Below are 16,659 nucleotides of genomic sequence, written 5' to 3'. Positions count from 1 at the left end.
GGGGATATCGACCGCCCGTGCGGAAAGGATTTGTCAGGGATCCGGTACTCATACGCACGGGGGCGGGGGCGCGGGTGCGCAGCGGTGGGCAGGAGTCACAGAACGAGCTGAGCGGCACGGTGCACGGACCCGTCGTCCAGGCGGGTTCCGTGTACGGGGGCATCCATTTCGGCGCTCGGCCGGGCTCGGCCGGGCAGACTCCCTGGCAGCTTCCCCCGCTGATACGGGTGATCGACCGGACGCACGAGGTCGCGACGCTGGAACAGCACCGTGTCCGCGCTGCGCGGGAGAACCGGCCCGTCCTGGCCGCACTGAGCGGGCTCGGCGGTGTCGGCAAGACCACGGTTGCCCTGAGCTGGCTGTACACGCTGCGCCCTCGGTTTCCGAACGGCCAGCTCCACGCCGACCTCGGGGCACAGTCACCCGAAGGGCCCGCGGATCCGGCGGAGGTGCTGGCCCGGTTCCTGCGGGCCCTGGGGATTCCGGCTCCGCAGGTTCCGGCACGGCTGTCCGAACGGACGGCGCTGTACCGGTCGCTCACCGCGGTCCGGCGTCTGGTCGTCCTGCTCGACGATGCGGCGACAGCGGCCCAGGTGCGGCCGTTGCTGCCCGCGGGGGGCAGCGTCACCGTGGTGACCAGTCGCAGACGGCTCCCCGGGCTGACGGTCGACGGCTGCTGCCCCGTTCACCTGGAGCCGCTGGACCCCGAGGCCGCGGTCGAACTACTCGCGGACACCTTGTCGGACGGGCGGGTGAGCGAACAGCCCGAGGACGCCCACGCCCTGGTCGAGTTGTGTGCCGGGCTGCCGCTGGCGGTCCGAGTCGCCGGTGCCCGGCTGGCCACGCGTCCCGGGCGCCGCATCGGCACCATGGTCCGCGCCCTCAGCGACGAACACCGAAGACTGGAGGTGCTGGCCATCGAGGGCGACCACGACGTCCTGGCCACGCTCGACGTGTCCTACCGGGCGCTGCCCGGGCCGGCTGCCCGGCTCTACCGGCTGCTGGGGCTTCACCCGGGTCGGGAGTTCTCCGGATCGGTGGCCGCTGCCCTGTGTGGCACGGACCGAGAGGCGGCCGAGTGCCTGGAAATGCTCCACGACGCGAGCCTGCTGGCGGAGGCTGCCGGAGAACGTCACCGCTTCCACGATCTCGTACGACTGCACGCCGCCGCGAAGGCCGATGCGGACGAGCCGCCGGACGCAAGGGCGAGCGCGGTGAGGCGTATCGCCGACCACTATCTCGCGAGCGCCACCCGGGCCGAGGAGATCATCGACCCCCAGCACCGGACCATGGCCCGGGACTACGGCCCCGGCCCCCTGGTCGTCGCGGAGGTGGGTCCGGACCCGGAAACCGCCTTGGACTGGCTGGAGCAGGAGCTGCCGAACCTGATGGCCGTGATCCACCAGGCGGTCGGCGCCGGGTTCCCCGCCACGTGCTGGCAGCTCGTGGACGCCCTGTGGCCGCTCTTCCTCCGGCGCAAGTTCTACGAGGAGTGTGGCACGGCGCACCGGGCGGGTCTGGCGGCGGCGCGGGAACTGGGCGACGTGGCCGCCGAGTGCCGGATGCTCACCTCGGGCGGGATCGGCGAGCTGGGATCCGGAAACCCCGGCAGCGCGCTCGAGATGTTCGAACGGGCGGCGCGCCTGTTCCTCGCGGCCGGCGACGGGCTGGGGCACGCCCGCACTCTCAACTACCGGGGGCTCGCCCTGCAGCGGCTAGGGCGTTCCCGGCAAGCCTCGGACCTCTTCCGGCGCGCCGCCGACGAACTGCCGCTGCACGGGGACCACCGCGCGGGCGGACTGGCCGCGCTCAACCGTGCCGACCTCGCACTGGAGGAAGGGAGGGCCGAGGAGGCGGTCCGGCAGGCCGGCGGCGCCCGCGAGACGCTGGAGAGGGCGGGCGACCGGTACAACGCGGCCCGCGCGGCCACGTGCATGGGCCGCGCACATCTCGCTCTCGGCCGGATCCGTCCGGCGGAGGAACTGCTGTCCACGGCCCTGGCAGCCCTGCGCGGGCTGTCGGGGTACGAAGCCGCCCGCGCTCTCGGAGCCCTGGCCGCGGTCTCCGAGCGGCGCGGGCGGTGGCGGCAGGCCCGAGACCGCTGTCGCGAGGCCCTTGACCTCTATGCCTCGGCGGGCCGGTCCCGTTCGCCGGACGCCGAAGCCGTCCGGCAGCGGCTCGAAACCCTGGAGCGCGACGAGTCGAGCCAGTAGGACGACCGGGCGCCCGAGGTTCCCAGGACCGCGAGCGCCGGCCCCAGACCCGTGACCGGCACTCCTGCCACCAGGCACGAGTGAGCCAGCGAGGCGATTCGGTCCCACATTCCGTACGGCCGCCCAGTTCCTCGCGCCTGCAGGAGGATCGGCGGGCCGCCGCGCCCCGTCCGGATCCAGCACCGGGTCCCACGGTGGACCGCCACCACCAAAGCCCCCGGGCAGGATTCGGCAAGGCGGGCCGCCCGGTGGGCTCCGGCGCCGGGCGCGATCAGCACATCGCCGAGCACCGCCACTCCGGTCGGTCCGGAGCACCGCACCCTGAGGTGCTCGTCGACGGACAACCCCCCGGACACCGGGTTCAGCAGCACGGTGCGTATCCGGTGGACAGCGCTGTCGCAGCCGTCCACTGCCAGGGGCAGCGCCTTCTGTGACAGCACGGCCGGTGGCATCACCGTGACACCCCCGCCCCGGGGTCGTCGTACCGCACCGCCCGGGGCAGGCTCGCGGGTTCCACGGCCGACTGCCTCACGGCGGGTGCGCGCAGGCGCAGCTTCCGGTAGAGCAACGCACGCATCCGGCGTGCGAACCGGCCGGGTTCCGAGGTGATCCGGGCCGCCACCCGCTCGTACCGGTGCGCACGGCGGAGCACCGAACTCCGATTGAGCTGTTGGCGCACCGGACGGTCGTCGCGCAGGCGGGGCGCGAAGGACATGAGCTCGGCCATCGGCGAACCGGGGTCCACGGGCGCGTCGGCCCGGCCGGCCATCAGCACCGGTGCCCCGGTCATCGCTCCGTAGAGCGATACCGAACCGTGGTCGCCCACGATGTGGTCGGCGGCCACGACCACACCGGTCCAGTCGGCGTGCGGGCTGACCAGTACCAGCCCCGCCCGGGCCAACTCCGCGTGCCAGGCGCGGACCTGCCAGTCGCCATGGGCGTTCCAGACGTGCGGATGCAGCAGTGCCGCGACCCGGTACTCCTCCTTCGGCAGGTCGGTGACCAGGCGTTCCAGCGTGCTCCACCCGTGTCCCAGCAGGGAATCCGGCCCCCAGGTGGAACAGGCCAGGACCAGGCGTCGACGTCCCTTGACTCCCAGGGCCTCCCGGTACAGGGCCCGGAAGGGAAGGCTCGCCGCGATGCGGTCGAAGCAGGGGTCGCCCACCACCTCCGCCGCCGGCACGGCCTCGGGACAGTCCCGGCCCAGCCGGGTCAGCTCTTCGTGATGGGCCAGCACGATCGCCTCGGGCACCACTGCGCCGTCCCGCATCAGGCGCTGTCTGCTGAGCCCATGAGCGCCCCCGAGCACTGCGGGACGGCTCTCGGGCGCCACGGAGACGACCTTGTTGTGCCCGGCACCGTGCGGCAGTACCACCACGGGCGCCTGGACATCGTGGAGGTTGCCGTGGCCGGCGGCCAGTGCGAGGTCGAACTGCGTCTGCACGGCCTGGCTCCAGGGCAGCACGAGGCCGCCCAGTCCTTCGAGGAAGGCGTCCACCCCGTTGCTGAACACGTCGGGCGCCTGGGTGAAGAAGGTCTGCACTCTGATGTCGCCTTCGAGGAGGCGTATCGCGTCGAGCAGTCGCTGGCCCGTCACGACGGTGTGTACCACCACCAGAACCCTGCGGCGGCTCCGGTGCGTGGCCCAGCGTTGGACGTCCAGACGCACCGGCACGTGCCGCGTGTGCGGCTCCGGCACTGTCAAGCTCATCGTTGAGATCCCCCGGTCCTTCCGTATGTCTTCGCGGCCGGTCTTCACGACTGCGCCCTCGCGCCGCCGATGGCAGGGGGATGCCCGGGCGTCTGGACGGCGGGCTTGCAGGAATCCTGCACTCCCCCAGGAGTCCGGTCGGCCCGGGTCTCCGTGCGCCCCGTCGCTGCTCCCGTGCGCCCGCGGCTCCACCCCTGACTCCGCCGTGCGACCGTAGAACAGTGGTTCGCATCTCGCCTTTGCCATGACCGTGGGAAGATGCGCACCCATCGGGGGAGACGATGGACCTTCTGGTTCTGGGACCTCTTGAGCTCTGGCACGACCAGCGGCAGCACGAACTCGGATCGCTGAAGGAACGCTGTGTACTGGCCGTGCTGCTGCACGCACGCGGAGAACCCGTCGCGGTGGACACCCTGGTGGACCGGGTCTGGGACGGTGAGCCACCCCCGTCAGCCCTGGACACGCTGCACAGCTACCTCTCCAGGCTGCGTGGCAGGTTGCGCCGCGCGGTCGGCGAAGAGCTGGTGCGGGTGGTGAGACCGTCCTCCCGGCAGTATCAACTGCGGGCCGACCCGGAGGACATCGACCTGCTGCGTTTCGGCCGACTGCGCTCGGACGCACTGGCAGCGGCCTCACGCAACGAGCGTGAGCTGGCCGTCGGCCTACTGCGCACCGCAGAGGCGCTGTGGCGCGGCGAACCGTTGGCCGAGTTCGCCGACAACTCCTGGGCACAGTCGGCACGTGTGCGGCTGGCCGAGGACCACCGCCGGGTGCGCGAGGAACGGATCGGCCTGGAGATGGAGTTGGGGCGGCACGCGGACCTGGTGGGCGAGTTGCAGGAACTCGCCTCCCAGAATCCGTTCGCTCAGCGGGTGATCGGCTCCCTGATGCTGGCGCTGTACCGTTCAGGTCGACACGACGAGGCTCTGTCCGTCTTCCGGGACACACGCATGCGGCTGCACCGCAGTCAGGGCATCGAACCGACCGCAGAGCTCCAGCAGCTTCATCTGCGCATGCTCGAACAAGATCACGAACTCCTGCGGGACGACACCGCGCTCACCGCTCGTCTCACACCGTATGAGTCTTCGGCCGCACCAGTCGTGCTCCCTGCTCCTGCTCCTGCTCCACCGGTGGAGCCCCGCAACTGCCTGCCGCGCGACACTCCGGACTTCGTCGGGCGGGCTGGTGAGTTGCGCATTCTCCTGGCCGAGGACGTGGTGGGCAACGGTACGAGGACCGCCCTGCCGGTCACCGTGATCCACGGGATGCCCGGTATCGGCAAGACGGCCCTCGCGGTGCACGCGGCGCACCGCTTGACCTCGGTCTATCCGGACGCCCAGCTCTACGTCGACCTGCGAGGGTACAGCGGTCGGCAGCCTCTGGAGCCGGCCGAAGCACTGGCCGGTCTGCTGCACGCGGGCGGATGGCTCGGCGAAATGCCGTCCACGGTGGACGAACGCGCCTCCAGATGGCGGGAGTGGACCGCCCGGCGTCGTGCGCTGATCGTCCTGGACAACGCACGCGACGCCGCTCAGGTCGCCCCGCTGCTGCCGGGCTCCCCCGCCTGCCGTGTCCTGGTGACGACGCGGAACCGGCTCACTGGGCTGGACGGAGCCTCGTCGCTGTCTCTGGACACGTTGTCGCAGCAGGAGGCGGCGTCCTACTTCGCCCGGGTCGTCGGGACCTCCAGAGTGGCCGCCGAGGCGGAGAACCTGCCGCAGATCGCGGACGCGTGTGCTTGCCATCCCCTGGCCCTGCAGATCCTCGCCAGCCGTTTCCGTCACCGGGAAGCGTGGGATCTGCAGCACCTGCTCCACCGCCTGGCGCATGCGAGCAGGCCGCTCCAGGAGTTCGATGCGCTGATCGACGCCGTGTTCCGGTTCTCGTACACGGAACTCAGCACACACGCACAGGAGTTGTTCCGCCTGCTGGCCCTGCATCCCGGTCCGGACCTCGCCCTGCCTGCAGCAGCCGCGCTCGCCGGCCGGGAATTCGCCGGCGAGCCCACGCGGCTGGAACGGTGCGTCGAGGAACTGCTCGACTCCAGCCTGTTGGAGGAACCGGTACTAGGACGCTACCGCTTGCACGACCTCACTCGCTCGTACGCCGCCCAGGTCGGCCTGGACACGGACACCGAACGGGTACGGCACGCCGCAACCGGACGGCTCGCCGCCTACTACCTCGTCGCGGCACACCGTGCCGACAGAATGGCGCGTCCGCACCGCCGCGCGTTCGCGCTGTCCCTCCCGCACGAGACCGCGTCCCTGCCCGACCCCGCCCTCTCCGACGCCGACGCGTCCTCGGTGTGGTTGACCGTGGAACGCGCCAACCTCACCGCCGTCGCGGGCCTGGCCGCCGCTGAGCACCGGGAGTATGCGGCGCTCTTTCCCTGCGTCCTGGCAAGGAGCCTCAAGCTGTGGGGGGCGTGGGGGGTCGCCTCCGTACTCTTCGACGCGGCGCTGCCCGTCCTGCGCGCGACCGGCAATCTGCCCCTGCTTGCCCAGACCCTGACGGACCGGGCCGATCTCCTGGCGCAACGCAATCACGGTGAGGCATTGAAGTGTGCGACCGAGGCGCTCGAAATCCACGAGCAGTTGCAAGACCCGCACGGCCGTGCCGATGCCCTGTTCCAGTCCGGTCGTGCGCACCTCGCCGCAGGCCACGGCGACACCGCGCTGCCCGTCCTGGAGCGGGCGCTCGTGCTCTACCGCGCCGTCGGCGATCCGTCCGGCGAAGCCGACTGCCTCAACGTGCAGGGCGCAGCGCTGTCCTACGCAGGAAAGTACGACGAGGCCCTCGGCAAGGTGCAACGCATGGAGGCGATCTACGAGCGGCTGCCCGATCCGCACGGGCTGGCCCAGGCCCTGAACAACCGGGGGGAACTGCACTTCCTCCAGGGACGCCATGCGGCTGCCCGCGACTGCTACGAACGGGCTCTGGTGCTGATGCGACAGTGCGGCGGCCGGGTGGACCTGGCGATCCTCTCGACGAACCTGGGCGCCGTGCACCAAGCGGTGGGCCGCACGGACGAGGCCCTCACCCACTTCGAGCGGGCACTGGTCGCGCATCGTGCCAGCGGCGACAGTCTGGGCGAGGCCGACGTGCTGATCCGCACTGGGACGGCCCACGCCCACGCGGGGCGCCGCACCGAGGCCCTGCTGCACTTCACGATGGCGGAACGGATCGCCGTGGGTATCGACAACCCGTACGAAAGACTGCGGGCATTGATCGGAGCGGCGGACGTACAGCGTGACTCGGGACGACTCGACCTCGCCTCCCACGGCTACGAACGGGCTCTAGCAGTAGCAGAGCGGGCTCACTTCGCCCTGGGTTCCGCTCAGGCACTGGCGGGACTGGCACGGACGGCTGCCCTGTCCCAGGCCGCCGCCCCCGCCGACGGGTACGGTGAACAGGCTGCCGCCCGCTACCGCTCCCTGGGGGCCGAGTCGGAGGCCGCGGAACTGCTCCGGTTCCTTGCGAGTCACCGGCCTGCCGGTCCCCGTCGCCATGCTTCGGGGACCGGCACCGTCGGGCTCACCACATCCAGCGGAAAACCACTGGGGCCGCGAGAGCCGCACCCATGATGTGGACCACTGCGACGAACAGGTTGTGCTTCACGGCGCTCCTTGCACGATGCATCGCCCCGGCTGAGGGAATGATCTTTCCGGGTCGGGAGCGAGGCTACTGGCAACGGCCGTCAGTTCGACGGATTTTCCCGATAATCGGGATCATCGTTCCCGTGGACGTGAAAGCTCAGACCGGAGAACCGCCCGCCCTGGAGCACGGGACCGTGCTGCACACCACCGCTGACGGTGTTGTGCACAGCACCGAGGGGTTCTCCACCGTGGTCCGATCCGACTTCGGCCAGCAGAGACCTCAGATGCTCCGCCGCGGCCGGGTCCGCCAGCAGTGCGCGGCGAAGCCGGGCCCGCCAGGTCGCCTCGATGTCGGCAAGGGCCTCGGCGTCCGCGTCCTCGTGTGCCCTCACCAGATCACTTCGTGACGACCGCAGCTCCGCCGCGACGGTCTCCTCGTCCTCCTCGTCTCCGCCGCGGGCGAAGAACCGGGACAGACGCTGCCGCGCCTGGTCCCAGGTCTCCGACACCATCAGTCCCACCAGCGTGGTGGCCCCGGAGGCGGCAAGCGCCGCCAGCTCGGCTTCCATCACTACCCCCCTGAATCCGCCGCTGTGGTGCTCCGATGCCGCATTACTACGCGGCGCCAATGATCCGGTCGCCGTACTCGATCGATACCGTGATGCGAGCGCCCAGCGCCGCGGCATACGTGCGCATCGTCTCCAGGTGGTGAATCTCGCCCCGTTCGATCTGCGAGACACGCGCCTGGGAGATACCGACCGACGCAGCCACCTGCGCCTGGGTGAGGCCTTGCTCCTCACGGATCTCACGAAGGTGATGTCCGAGTACGTAGGCCTCGGTGGCGGTCCGCGCCGCCTGCTTCCGGTCTTCCCACTCCGTGTCGGAGACCCCGGGGCGGGCATCGCGCATCTGACGCTTCACCGCAGCCCAGCTACTGTGACCGCTCACCGGACATCCCCGTCCTCTCGTGCGCGCCGTACCTCGGCCAGGTACTGGCCGTAGCGAACCTCGGCCAGTGGGATCGCATCGGCATACCACTGACTCCAACGACCGGCCTTGTCTCCCGCTACGAGAAGTATCGCCTCACGCTCGGGATCGAACACGAACAGGATGCGCACCTCCGTACGGCCCGCGCTCGCCGGACGCAGTTCCTTGAGTTTGTGGATGCGGCTGCCGTGAATGCGGTCCACGAGCGGCCGGCCGAGTGCCGGGCCGCACTCGGCCAGCATGTCGATCGCTGCCTCAACCAGATCGGCACTGTCCGGGTCTTCATCCGCAAGCTTCAGCAGCCACAACTCCACCTCTGGATGGAGATTGATCTCCCAGTTCATGCTCCGGATCACAGCGTACGCCGCCGAGCCGGATAAGGGAATCCTTATACCGTCAGCTCAAAGTCTGAGAACAGCGGCGTCATCTTGACTCCCCGGGTCAGCCCTGCGTGGGCGCCAGTCGCAGCGAGATGCTGTTGATGCAGTACCGCTGGTCGGTGGGGGTCGGGTAGCCCTCGCCCTCGAAGACGTGCCCGAGGTGGGAGCCGCAGCGGGCGCAGCGGACCTCCGTGCGGACCATGCCGTGGGAGCGGTCCTCGACCAGTTCGACCGCGTCGGTGTCCTTCGGGTCGTAGAAGGACGGCCAGCCGCAGTGCGACTCGAACTTGGTGGTGGAGGTGAACAGCTCCGCACCGCAGGCGCGGCAGGAGTAGACGCCCTCGGTCTTGGTGTCGGTGTACTCACCGGTGAAGGCCGGCTCGGTGGCGGCCTCGCGCAGCACGGCGTACTCGGCCGGGGCCAGCTCCGCCCGCCACTGCTCTTCCGGCTTCTCGACGTCGTACGACATGAGTCCTCAGCCCCTTACTTCGACAGCTCGTCCAGGATGCGCGGTCCGAGGTCGGTGACGTCGCCCGCGCCCATGGTGAGAACGAGATCACCGGCCTTCGCCATTCCCGCGACCAGCGCGGGTGCCGCGTCCTTGTCGTGGACCGGGGTGACCTCCGCGCCCGCGGCCCGGGCGGCCTCGACGATCAGCTCGCTGGTGATGCCCGGGATCGGGTCCTCGCGGGCCGGGTAGATGTCCAGGACGACCGAGGCGTCGGCGAGGGCCAGTGCCTGGCCCATCTCCTTGCCCAGTTCCTGGGTCCGGGAGAACAGGTGCGGCTGGAAGAGGACGAGGATGCGGGCGTCGCCGACGGCGCCGCGCATGGCCTCCAGGTCGGCGGTCATCTCGGTGGGGTGGTGCGCGTAGGAGTCGACGACCTGGACACCGGCCGCCTCGCCCTTGAGCTGGAGCCGCCGCTTGACGCCGGTGTACGCGGCCAGCGCGGGGGCCAGCTCGGCGGCGGGGACGCCGAGGGCCGCGCCCGCGGCGAGGGCGGCGACGGCGTTGTGGGCGTAGTGGCGGCCGGGGACGGAGACGGCGAAGGTCAGCTCCGCGCCGTCGATCACGGCGGTGACCTCGCTCTTCAGGCCCTGCGGGACGACCGACAGGATGCGCACGTCGGCGTCCTCGGACTCCCCGTACGTCACCGTGCGCACCTTGCCGGCCAGTCGCCGGGTCAGTTCGCGGGCGCCCTCGTGGTCGGCGGCGATCACCAGGGTGCCGCCGGGGACGATCCGGTCGGCGAAGGTCTCGAAGGACGCGTAGATCTCGTCCATCGAGGCGTAGTTGGCGTGGTGGTCCAGCTCGACGTTGAGGACGACGGCGACCTCGGGGGCGTACTTGTGGAAGCTGCGGTCGCTTTCGTCGGCCTCGGCGACGAAGATCTCGCCCTCGCCGTGGAGGGCGTTGGAGCCGGGGGCGTCCAGGTCGCCGCCGATCGCGTACGAGGGGTCCAGGCCCAGCTCGGACAGGGCGACCGCCAGCATCGAGGTGGTGGTGGTCTTGCCGTGGGTGCCGGCGACCGCGATCGGGCGCAGGCCGTTCATCAGGGCGGCGAGGGCGTCGGAGCGGTGCACGACCGGGATGCCCAGCTCGGCGGCGCGGGCCAGTTCCGGGTTGTCCTCGCGGATGGCCGAGGACACCACCACGCAGCTCGCGTCGTCGGCGAGGTGGTCCGCCGCGTGCCCGATGTGCACGGTGGCGCCCAGCGCGCGCAGCGCCTCGGCGGTCGCGGACTCCTTGGCGTCGCTGCCCGCCACGGCGGCGCCGCGCTGGGCGAGGATCTTGGCGATGCCCGACATCCCGGCGCCGCCGATGCCGATGAAGTGCGGGCGGTCCATGGCGGTGGGAAGGCCGGGTGCCATGTGCTGTTCTCCCAGGGTGATCGTGCGGGGTCCGTTGCGGGGAGCGCCCCCTGGGCGGGGGCGCGGCACCAGCCTATGCCTTGCTGTGGGAGAAGAGTTTCAGGACCGGTACGCCGACCTTGTGCCGGGCCCGGGAGGCCCAGTCGCGGTGGAAGAACTCCTCCACGTAGTGGGGGTCGGTCAGGACGATCACCTCGTCGGCGGCGATCTCCATGACCAGGGCCTTGAGCTCCTCCAGCGGGTGGTTCTCGATCAGCCGGCCCTCGGCCTGGGCTCCGGACGCGCGCAGGGCGGTGAGGGACACCTCCAGGGCCCGCTCGCCGACGCTGTACGCCTCCTGGCCCTCCGGAGTCTCCCCCTCGCGTACGGCGTCGTCGAGCTCGCCGAGGGCGACGTCGTCGATGGCCCGCAGCAGGCGGTCCGCCTGATCGCCGCGCGGCTGGAGCAGCACGTGGAAGGCGACCTGCTCGTCCCCGTGCAAGGTGGTGACGAACTCCACGTCGGCGGACGTCAGGGCCTTCTCGATCATCAAAACGCTTGTGAACACCAGGCGCCCCTTCTCCTTCGAGGGCCCGTGGGCCCACCCTCCGTAGGCCGTGCCGGACCCTGCGGAAACCATCCTGCCCCGTGATCGCACGGGTACTGCCGGATTCAGTGTGCCCGGCGCGGACTAAACGGAACGGAAGATTCCGCCGATTACCGTAGGTGCGGTAACGACCGAACGCCTGTCCGGTCGCCGCGGTTCACACCTGCCCGGGATCACCCTGGTCACGCCGGTAACGACTGAAGAGGAAACCTTCCTCCTCCAGCAGGGACACCAGTGCGAACCGGGTCGGGACCTCGACCGCCGGTCCGCCCGCGATCCGCTGCGCGTCCCCCGCGGTCAGCATCGGGGAGACGGTCAGGCACAGCTCGTCGAGCACGCCGGCCGCGACGAACTGCCCCAGCAGCCGCGGACCGCCCTCGGTCAGCAGCCGGGTGTGCCCCAGTTCCGCGAGCGCCGCGAGGGCGCGGGCCGGGTCCACGCCGACGCCGTCGCCCGCGGTCACCACCCGCGCTCCGGCCCGCTCGGCGGCCGCGATCCGGTCGGGGGCCGCGGCGGCCCCGGTCAGGATCAGGGTGGGGACGAGGGGGGAGGTGAACAGCGGCAGGGAGAAGTCCAGCTCCAGGCCGGCGCTGACCACCGCGACCACCGGCGCGGGTGCCTGGCCGGCCGCGCGCCGCGCCTCGGCGAAGTCCGCCCGCGCGCGTGCCGGACGGTACCCCTCCTGCCGTACGGTCTCCGCTCCGGCGATCACCACGTCGGCGAGCGCGCGCAGGGTGCCGAAGACCCGCATGTCGGCGGCGCTGGAGATCGGCTGGGAGCGGCCGTCGTGCTGGGCGGCGCCGTCGAGGGTGGAGACCATGTTGGCCCGCAGCCACGTCCGCCGCCCGTCCGGCTCCGGGTAGGCGTAGGCGGCGGCCAGTTCGGCCGGGCTCCACTCCCGGTCGGCCCCGTCGGAACCCGGTCCGGCTGTCTGGTCGGTCACAGGGAGCAGGGGGAACAGGCGTCGCATGAGGTGCAGTGTTCCACGCCCCGAACCCCCCAACCGCCCAGGCCGCCGCCCCGCCCACCGGCCACGGGACCACCCGGCCGACCCGCCGCGGCCGGGGGCCGGGCCCGGGCTGGGCGGGGGCCGCCGCGTTGCCCGACCACCGCGCTGCCCGGCCGCCGCCGACCCGCCCTGCCGCCAGCCGCCCGACCGCCGACCCGCCGCGCCGGGCCGGGCGTCGGTGTCCGTCGACAAGGGGGCGCCCGTAAGGGACCGCCGGCCAGGCCGGGCCCCACGGGCGGCGAGGCGGGCGCGGGCAGGCTCTACCATTGGGCACCGTGTCGTCCTCCTCCCCCGCCTCCAGCGCCGCCCCGATAACCGGGACGGCGGCCGGCCCGGTCTCGTTGTGCGCCCGTGAGCCCCGTGTCCCCGCGGACCGTCTGGTCGCCGAGATGGTGCCCCCGCCGCGTTTCGACTCGGTCCGCTTTAGCACGTACATCCCGGACCCGAACCAGCCGAGCCAGAGCGAGGCCGTGCGGGTCCTGGAGGGCTTCGCGGGCGGGCTGGCCGAGACGCCCGCCGCGGCGGGCGGCAGGCGCGGGTTCTTCGGGCTCGGCCGCGCCAAGGCGCCGAAGGCCCCGGCCGGCCCCCGCGGCGTGTACCTCGACGGCGGCTACGGCGTCGGCAAGACGCACCTGCTGGCCTCCCTGTGGCACGCCACCCCCGCCGAACCCTCCCGCAAGGCCTTCGGCACCTTCGTGGAGCTGACCAACCTCGTCGGCGCCCTCGGTTTCCAGCAGACCGTGCGGACCCTCTCCGGGCACCGCCTGCTGTGCATCGACGAGTTCGAGCTCGACGACCCGGGCGACACCGTCCTCGTCTCCAGCCTGCTCGCCCGGCTCGTGGAGTCGGGCGTGGCGCTCGCCGCCACCTCCAACACGCTGCCCGGCAAGCTCGGCGAGGGCCGCTTCGCGGCGGCCGACTTCCTGCGCGAGATCCAGGGCCTGTCCGCCCACTTCCGCACCCTGCGCATCGACGGCGAGGACTACCGCCACCGCGGGCTGCCCGAGGCCCCGGCGCCGTACTCCGACGAGCAGGTGACCCGTGCCGCGCGGGCCGCCGAGGGCGCGTCCCTGGACGATTTCCCCGCGCTCCTCGACCACCTCGCCCGCGTGCACCCCAGCCGGTACGGCGCCCTGACCGACGGTCTGACGGCCGTGTGCCTCACCGGGGTGCGCCCGGTACCGGACCAGTCGACGGCGCTGCGGCTCGTGGTGCTCGCCGACCGGCTCTACGACCGCGAGGTGCCCGTCCTGGCCTCCGGACTGCCCTTCGACCGGCTCTTCAGCGAGGAGATGCTGAACGGCGGGTACCGCAAGAAGTACTTCCGCGCGATCTCCCGGCTCACCGCGCTGGCCCGGGACGCGGCGCGCCTCGTCGACGCGGCCTGACAACGGCCCGTTCGCGCCAACCCACCCGCGATTTTCAGGCTCTCTCCGGCCCGTAACGCCTCGTTAACCCTGCAAAGCCCCTTGCAGGGTTAACGTGTTTCTTGACCGTGCGTTGACTCTCCCTTGACCATGCGTTGATCGAGTCGCGACGGTGCACCGACCATGCACCGCCACACAGTTGAGGCGTGAACCACCTGGAGGGGGGCCACATGTTCCCGCGCGCGACACCGCGGACCCGGCTTCCGCTCCTCGCCGTCCCCCTGGTCGTGCTCCTGGTCGCCCTCTCACTCTTCGCTCCGTCGGCATCCTTCGCATTCGCGCACACGACCAGTGATGCCGTGGCCAACGCCCGGCCCGGAATCACCCCCTCCGGCCCGGCGGCGCACGAAGAGCGGGCCACGTGCCACGACGCCGGCCGGCCCGGCCACCCCCACGGGCCCGCGCGCGTCCGCGACCGGCACCGCACCACCGCCGCACCCCAGCCCGACACCGCGCCCGGGCGCCCGCTCCCGCACCGGCACACCCCGGCCGCCGGCGAGCCCCTCGCGCCCGGCGCCGCGGTCCACCACCGGTCCAGACCCACTACGGACCACTCCCCCGCGGCCCTCCAGGTCTTCCGCTGCTGACGGACATCCGGCACGTCACCGCCTCTGTCCCACCCGTCCGACGCGCCCCCACGCGCGCCAGGAGGAAAACCGCATCATGCAACCCCTCATCGACAACGCCCGTATGTTCGGACAGCGCCCTGAGGAGTTCGCCGGGCACGCCGAAGGCCAGTCGCCCGAAGTCCTGTTCATCACCTGCTCCGACTCCCGGGTCGTCCCGGCCCTGATCACGGGCGCCCGGCCCGGCCGCCTCTTCGAGCTGCGCACCGCGGGCAACATCGTCCCGCCCCACGACTCCGCGCACCCCTCCGGCGAGGCGGCGACCATCGAGTACGCCGTCCAGGTCCTCGGCGTCGGCGACATCGTGGTCTGCGGCCACTCGCACTGCGGCGCCGTCGGCGCCCTGGTGCGCGGCGACGACCTGACCGCCGTGCCCGCCGTGCGCGACTGGCTGGCGCACGCGGCCGACGAGCCGAAGCCCTGCGATCCCGCCGATCCGACGGTCGCCGAGGCCGTGCAGCACCACGTACTGGCGCAACTGCTGCGCCTGCGCTCCTACCCCTGCGTCGAGAAGCGGCTGGCGGCGGGCCGGCTGCGGATGCACGGCTGGTACTACGAGGTCCACACCGGTCTCGTGCGGCAACACCGCGCGGACACCGACGCGTTCGAGACCCTGTGAGCGCCGGCATGTCCCTGATAGCCGAACGGAACCGGAAGTTCCCGCACTGGCGGCGGGACCTCACCGCCTCCCTCGTCGTGTTCCTGGTCGCGCTCCCGCTGTGCGTGGGCGTGGCCGTTGCCTCCGGTGTCCCGGCCGAACTCGGCCTGGTCACCGGCATCGTGGGCGGCCTGGTCACCGGATTCCTGCCGGGCAGTAGCCTCCAGGTCTCCGGCCCGGCCGCCGGTCTGACCGTGCTGGTGCTCGGCGCGGTCGACGAGTACGGGCTGCCCGCGCTCGGCGTGATCGTGCTGGCCGCCGGGCTCGCCCAGCTCGTGATGGGCGCTCTGAAGCTCGGGCGCTGGTTCCGGGCGATCTCCCTGTCGGTCGTCGAGGGCATGCTGGCCGGCATCGGCCTGGTGCTCATCGCCGGTCAGCTCTACTCGGCCGCCGGTCTCGAGGCACCCGCCTCCGGCATCGACAAGCTCGTCGGGCTGCCCGGGGCCGCCGCGGACGCGCTCGGCAGCACGGAGGCGCTCACCTCGCTCGCCCTGGGCGCGGGCACCGTCGCCGTGATGGTGCTCTGGAAGCGGCTGCCCAAGGCGGCACAGACCCTGCCGGGCGCGCTGGCCGCGGTCGTGCTGGCGACGGCCGTCACGGCGGCGTTCGGGCTTCCGGTCGCCACGGTCGAGGTCAGCGGCCTGCTGGATTCCGTGCAGCCGCCCGGCGCCGACGCGTTCGGCCTGCTGGCGGACGTGGGCTTCCTCGGCACGATCGTGGCGTTCACCCTGATCGCCTCGGCCGAGAGCCTGTTCAGCGCCGCGGCGGTGGACCGGCTGCACGACGGGCCGCGCACCGAGTACGACAAGGAGCTGATGGCGCAGGGCGCGGGCAACACGGTGTGCGGGGTGCTCGGCGCGCTGCCGATGACCGCGGTCATCGTGCGCAGTTCCGCGAACGTCGGCGCCGGTGCCCGGACCAAGGCGTCCCGGGTGCTGCACGGCGTGTGGCTGCTGCTGTTCGCCGCGCTGCTGCCGGCCGCGCTGGCCCTGATCCCGCTGCCCGCGCTGGCGGGCATCCTGGTCCACGCGGGCTGGAAGCTGATCCCGTTCCGCGGGCTCGTGTCGCTGTGGCGCGGGCACCGGGGCGAGGCGCTGATCCTGGTGGTCACGGCGCTCTCGATCGTCGCGGTGAACATGTTCGAGGGCGTGCTGATCGGTCTGGCCCTGTCCGTGGTCAAGACCGCCTGGGAAGCCTCGCACCTCAGGATGGAGACCGTCGACAAGGGCGCGGGCCCGGTCCAGGTCCACCTGACGGGCAACGCCACCTTCCTGCGGCTGCCGAAGCTGCTGGAGAGCCTGGAGGCGCTGCCCGAGGACCGCCCGGTCGAGCTGGACCTGTCCGGACTGCACCACCTGGACCATGCCTGCCGCACCGCCCTGGAGAACTGGGCGGAACGGCACAGCGCCACCGGCACGGACCCGGTGAAGGTCACCGAACCGGCGAAGGCGGGGGTGTAGCGCCAGACCCCGTCCGGCACTTCCCGCGCGCCCCCGCGGGAAGTGCCGGGCGGCCTTCGCGTCCGCCCGGCCGGGCCGTGACACGAGGCACACGCGTGGTTCCCGGGACTCCTGGCAGGTGATAGACACAGCGG

General features: G+C 71.9%; 14 protein-coding genes. 6 read left to right on the top strand and 8 right to left on the bottom strand.

The features are described from left to right. Positions 1-74: 74 nt before the first annotated feature. Complete coding sequence (locus Sdi02f_RS32775; RefSeq protein ID WP_174843429.1) at positions 75-2,213, top strand: ATP-binding protein; 2,139 nt, start codon at positions 75-77, stop codon at positions 2,211-2,213. 451 nt (positions 2,214-2,664) lie between these two features. On the opposite strand, the gene Sdi02f_RS32770 is transcribed toward Sdi02f_RS32775, so the two are convergent. Continuing rightward, positions 2,665-3,924 (bottom strand): hypothetical protein, encoded by a 1,260-nt coding sequence (locus Sdi02f_RS32770; protein WP_031085435.1) that lies wholly within the window; start codon positions 3,922-3,924, stop codon positions 2,665-2,667. Between the two features lie 281 nt (positions 3,925-4,205). On the opposite strand from Sdi02f_RS32770, the gene Sdi02f_RS32765 reads away from it, so the two are divergent. Further along, positions 4,206-7,508, top strand: a complete 3,303-nt coding sequence (locus Sdi02f_RS32765; protein ID WP_108934532.1) for an AfsR/SARP family transcriptional regulator — start codon at positions 4,206-4,208, stop codon at positions 7,506-7,508. 113 nt (positions 7,509-7,621) lie between these two features. Here Sdi02f_RS32765 and Sdi02f_RS32760 read toward each other — a convergent pair whose 3' ends face one another. The 7 genes from Sdi02f_RS32760 to Sdi02f_RS32730 form a co-directional block, all read right to left on the bottom strand. After that, positions 7,622-8,089: a hypothetical protein gene (locus tag Sdi02f_RS32760; protein ID WP_031085440.1), complete on the bottom strand. Its 468-nt coding sequence runs from the start codon at positions 8,087-8,089 to the stop codon at positions 7,622-7,624. A gap of 46 nt (positions 8,090-8,135) precedes the next feature. Continuing rightward, complete coding sequence (locus tag Sdi02f_RS32755) at positions 8,136-8,441, bottom strand: helix-turn-helix domain-containing protein (RefSeq protein WP_234319830.1); 306 nt, start codon at positions 8,439-8,441, stop codon at positions 8,136-8,138. Positions 8,442-8,464: 23 nt separating this feature from the next. Next, positions 8,465-8,851, bottom strand: a complete 387-nt coding sequence (locus tag Sdi02f_RS32750) for a type II toxin-antitoxin system RelE/ParE family toxin (RefSeq protein ID WP_031085444.1) — start codon at positions 8,849-8,851, stop codon at positions 8,465-8,467. A 97-nt stretch (positions 8,852-8,948) separates the two neighbouring features. Beyond that, positions 8,949-9,356, bottom strand: coding sequence for a peptide-methionine (R)-S-oxide reductase MsrB (gene msrB / locus Sdi02f_RS32745; protein WP_030404113.1), 408 nt, complete (start codon positions 9,354-9,356; stop codon positions 8,949-8,951). Between the two features lie 14 nt (positions 9,357-9,370). Further along, positions 9,371-10,759, bottom strand: coding sequence for a UDP-N-acetylmuramate--L-alanine ligase (murC, locus tag Sdi02f_RS32740; protein WP_030404112.1), 1,389 nt, complete (start codon positions 10,757-10,759; stop codon positions 9,371-9,373). 73 nt (positions 10,760-10,832) lie between these two features. Beyond that, positions 10,833-11,306 (bottom strand): indole-3-glycerol phosphate synthase, encoded by a 474-nt coding sequence (locus Sdi02f_RS32735; RefSeq protein ID WP_174843428.1) that lies wholly within the window; start codon positions 11,304-11,306, stop codon positions 10,833-10,835. 196 nt (positions 11,307-11,502) lie between these two features. Beyond that, a complete protein-coding gene (locus Sdi02f_RS32730; protein WP_108934531.1) occupies positions 11,503-12,315 on the bottom strand; it encodes a pyrimidine reductase family protein in 813 nt (270 codons plus the stop codon). Positions 12,316-12,629: 314 nt separating this feature from the next. Here Sdi02f_RS32730 and zapE point away from each other — a divergent pair, with 314 nt between their 5' ends. The 4 genes from zapE to Sdi02f_RS32710 all read left to right on the top strand — a co-directional run bounded on the left by zapE (position 12,630) and on the right by Sdi02f_RS32710 (position 16,525). Then, on the top strand, positions 12,630-13,742 hold the full coding sequence (gene zapE / locus Sdi02f_RS32725; RefSeq protein WP_167458291.1) for a cell division protein ZapE: 1,113 nt from the start codon (positions 12,630-12,632) through the stop codon (positions 13,740-13,742). A gap of 185 nt (positions 13,743-13,927) precedes the next feature. Continuing rightward, complete coding sequence (locus tag Sdi02f_RS32720; protein ID WP_234353203.1) at positions 13,928-14,368, top strand: hypothetical protein; 441 nt, start codon at positions 13,928-13,930, stop codon at positions 14,366-14,368. Between the two features lie 76 nt (positions 14,369-14,444). Then, complete coding sequence (locus tag Sdi02f_RS32715) at positions 14,445-15,026, top strand: carbonic anhydrase (RefSeq protein WP_030404107.1); 582 nt, start codon at positions 14,445-14,447, stop codon at positions 15,024-15,026. Positions 15,027-15,034: 8 nt separating this feature from the next. Next, positions 15,035-16,525 carry a SulP family inorganic anion transporter gene (locus Sdi02f_RS32710; RefSeq protein ID WP_031085452.1) on the top strand — a complete coding sequence of 497 codons (1,491 nt, stop codon included), beginning with the start codon at positions 15,035-15,037 and terminating at the stop codon, positions 16,523-16,525. Positions 16,526-16,659: the final 134 nt, after the last annotated feature.

The organism is Streptomyces ardesiacus (assembly GCF_003112575.1).
GTDB lineage: Bacteria > Actinomycetota > Actinomycetes > Streptomycetales > Streptomycetaceae > Streptomyces > Streptomyces ardesiacus.
The sequence above is the reverse complement of the archived record's forward strand: the minus strand, read 5'-3'. Positions and strand labels throughout refer to the sequence as shown.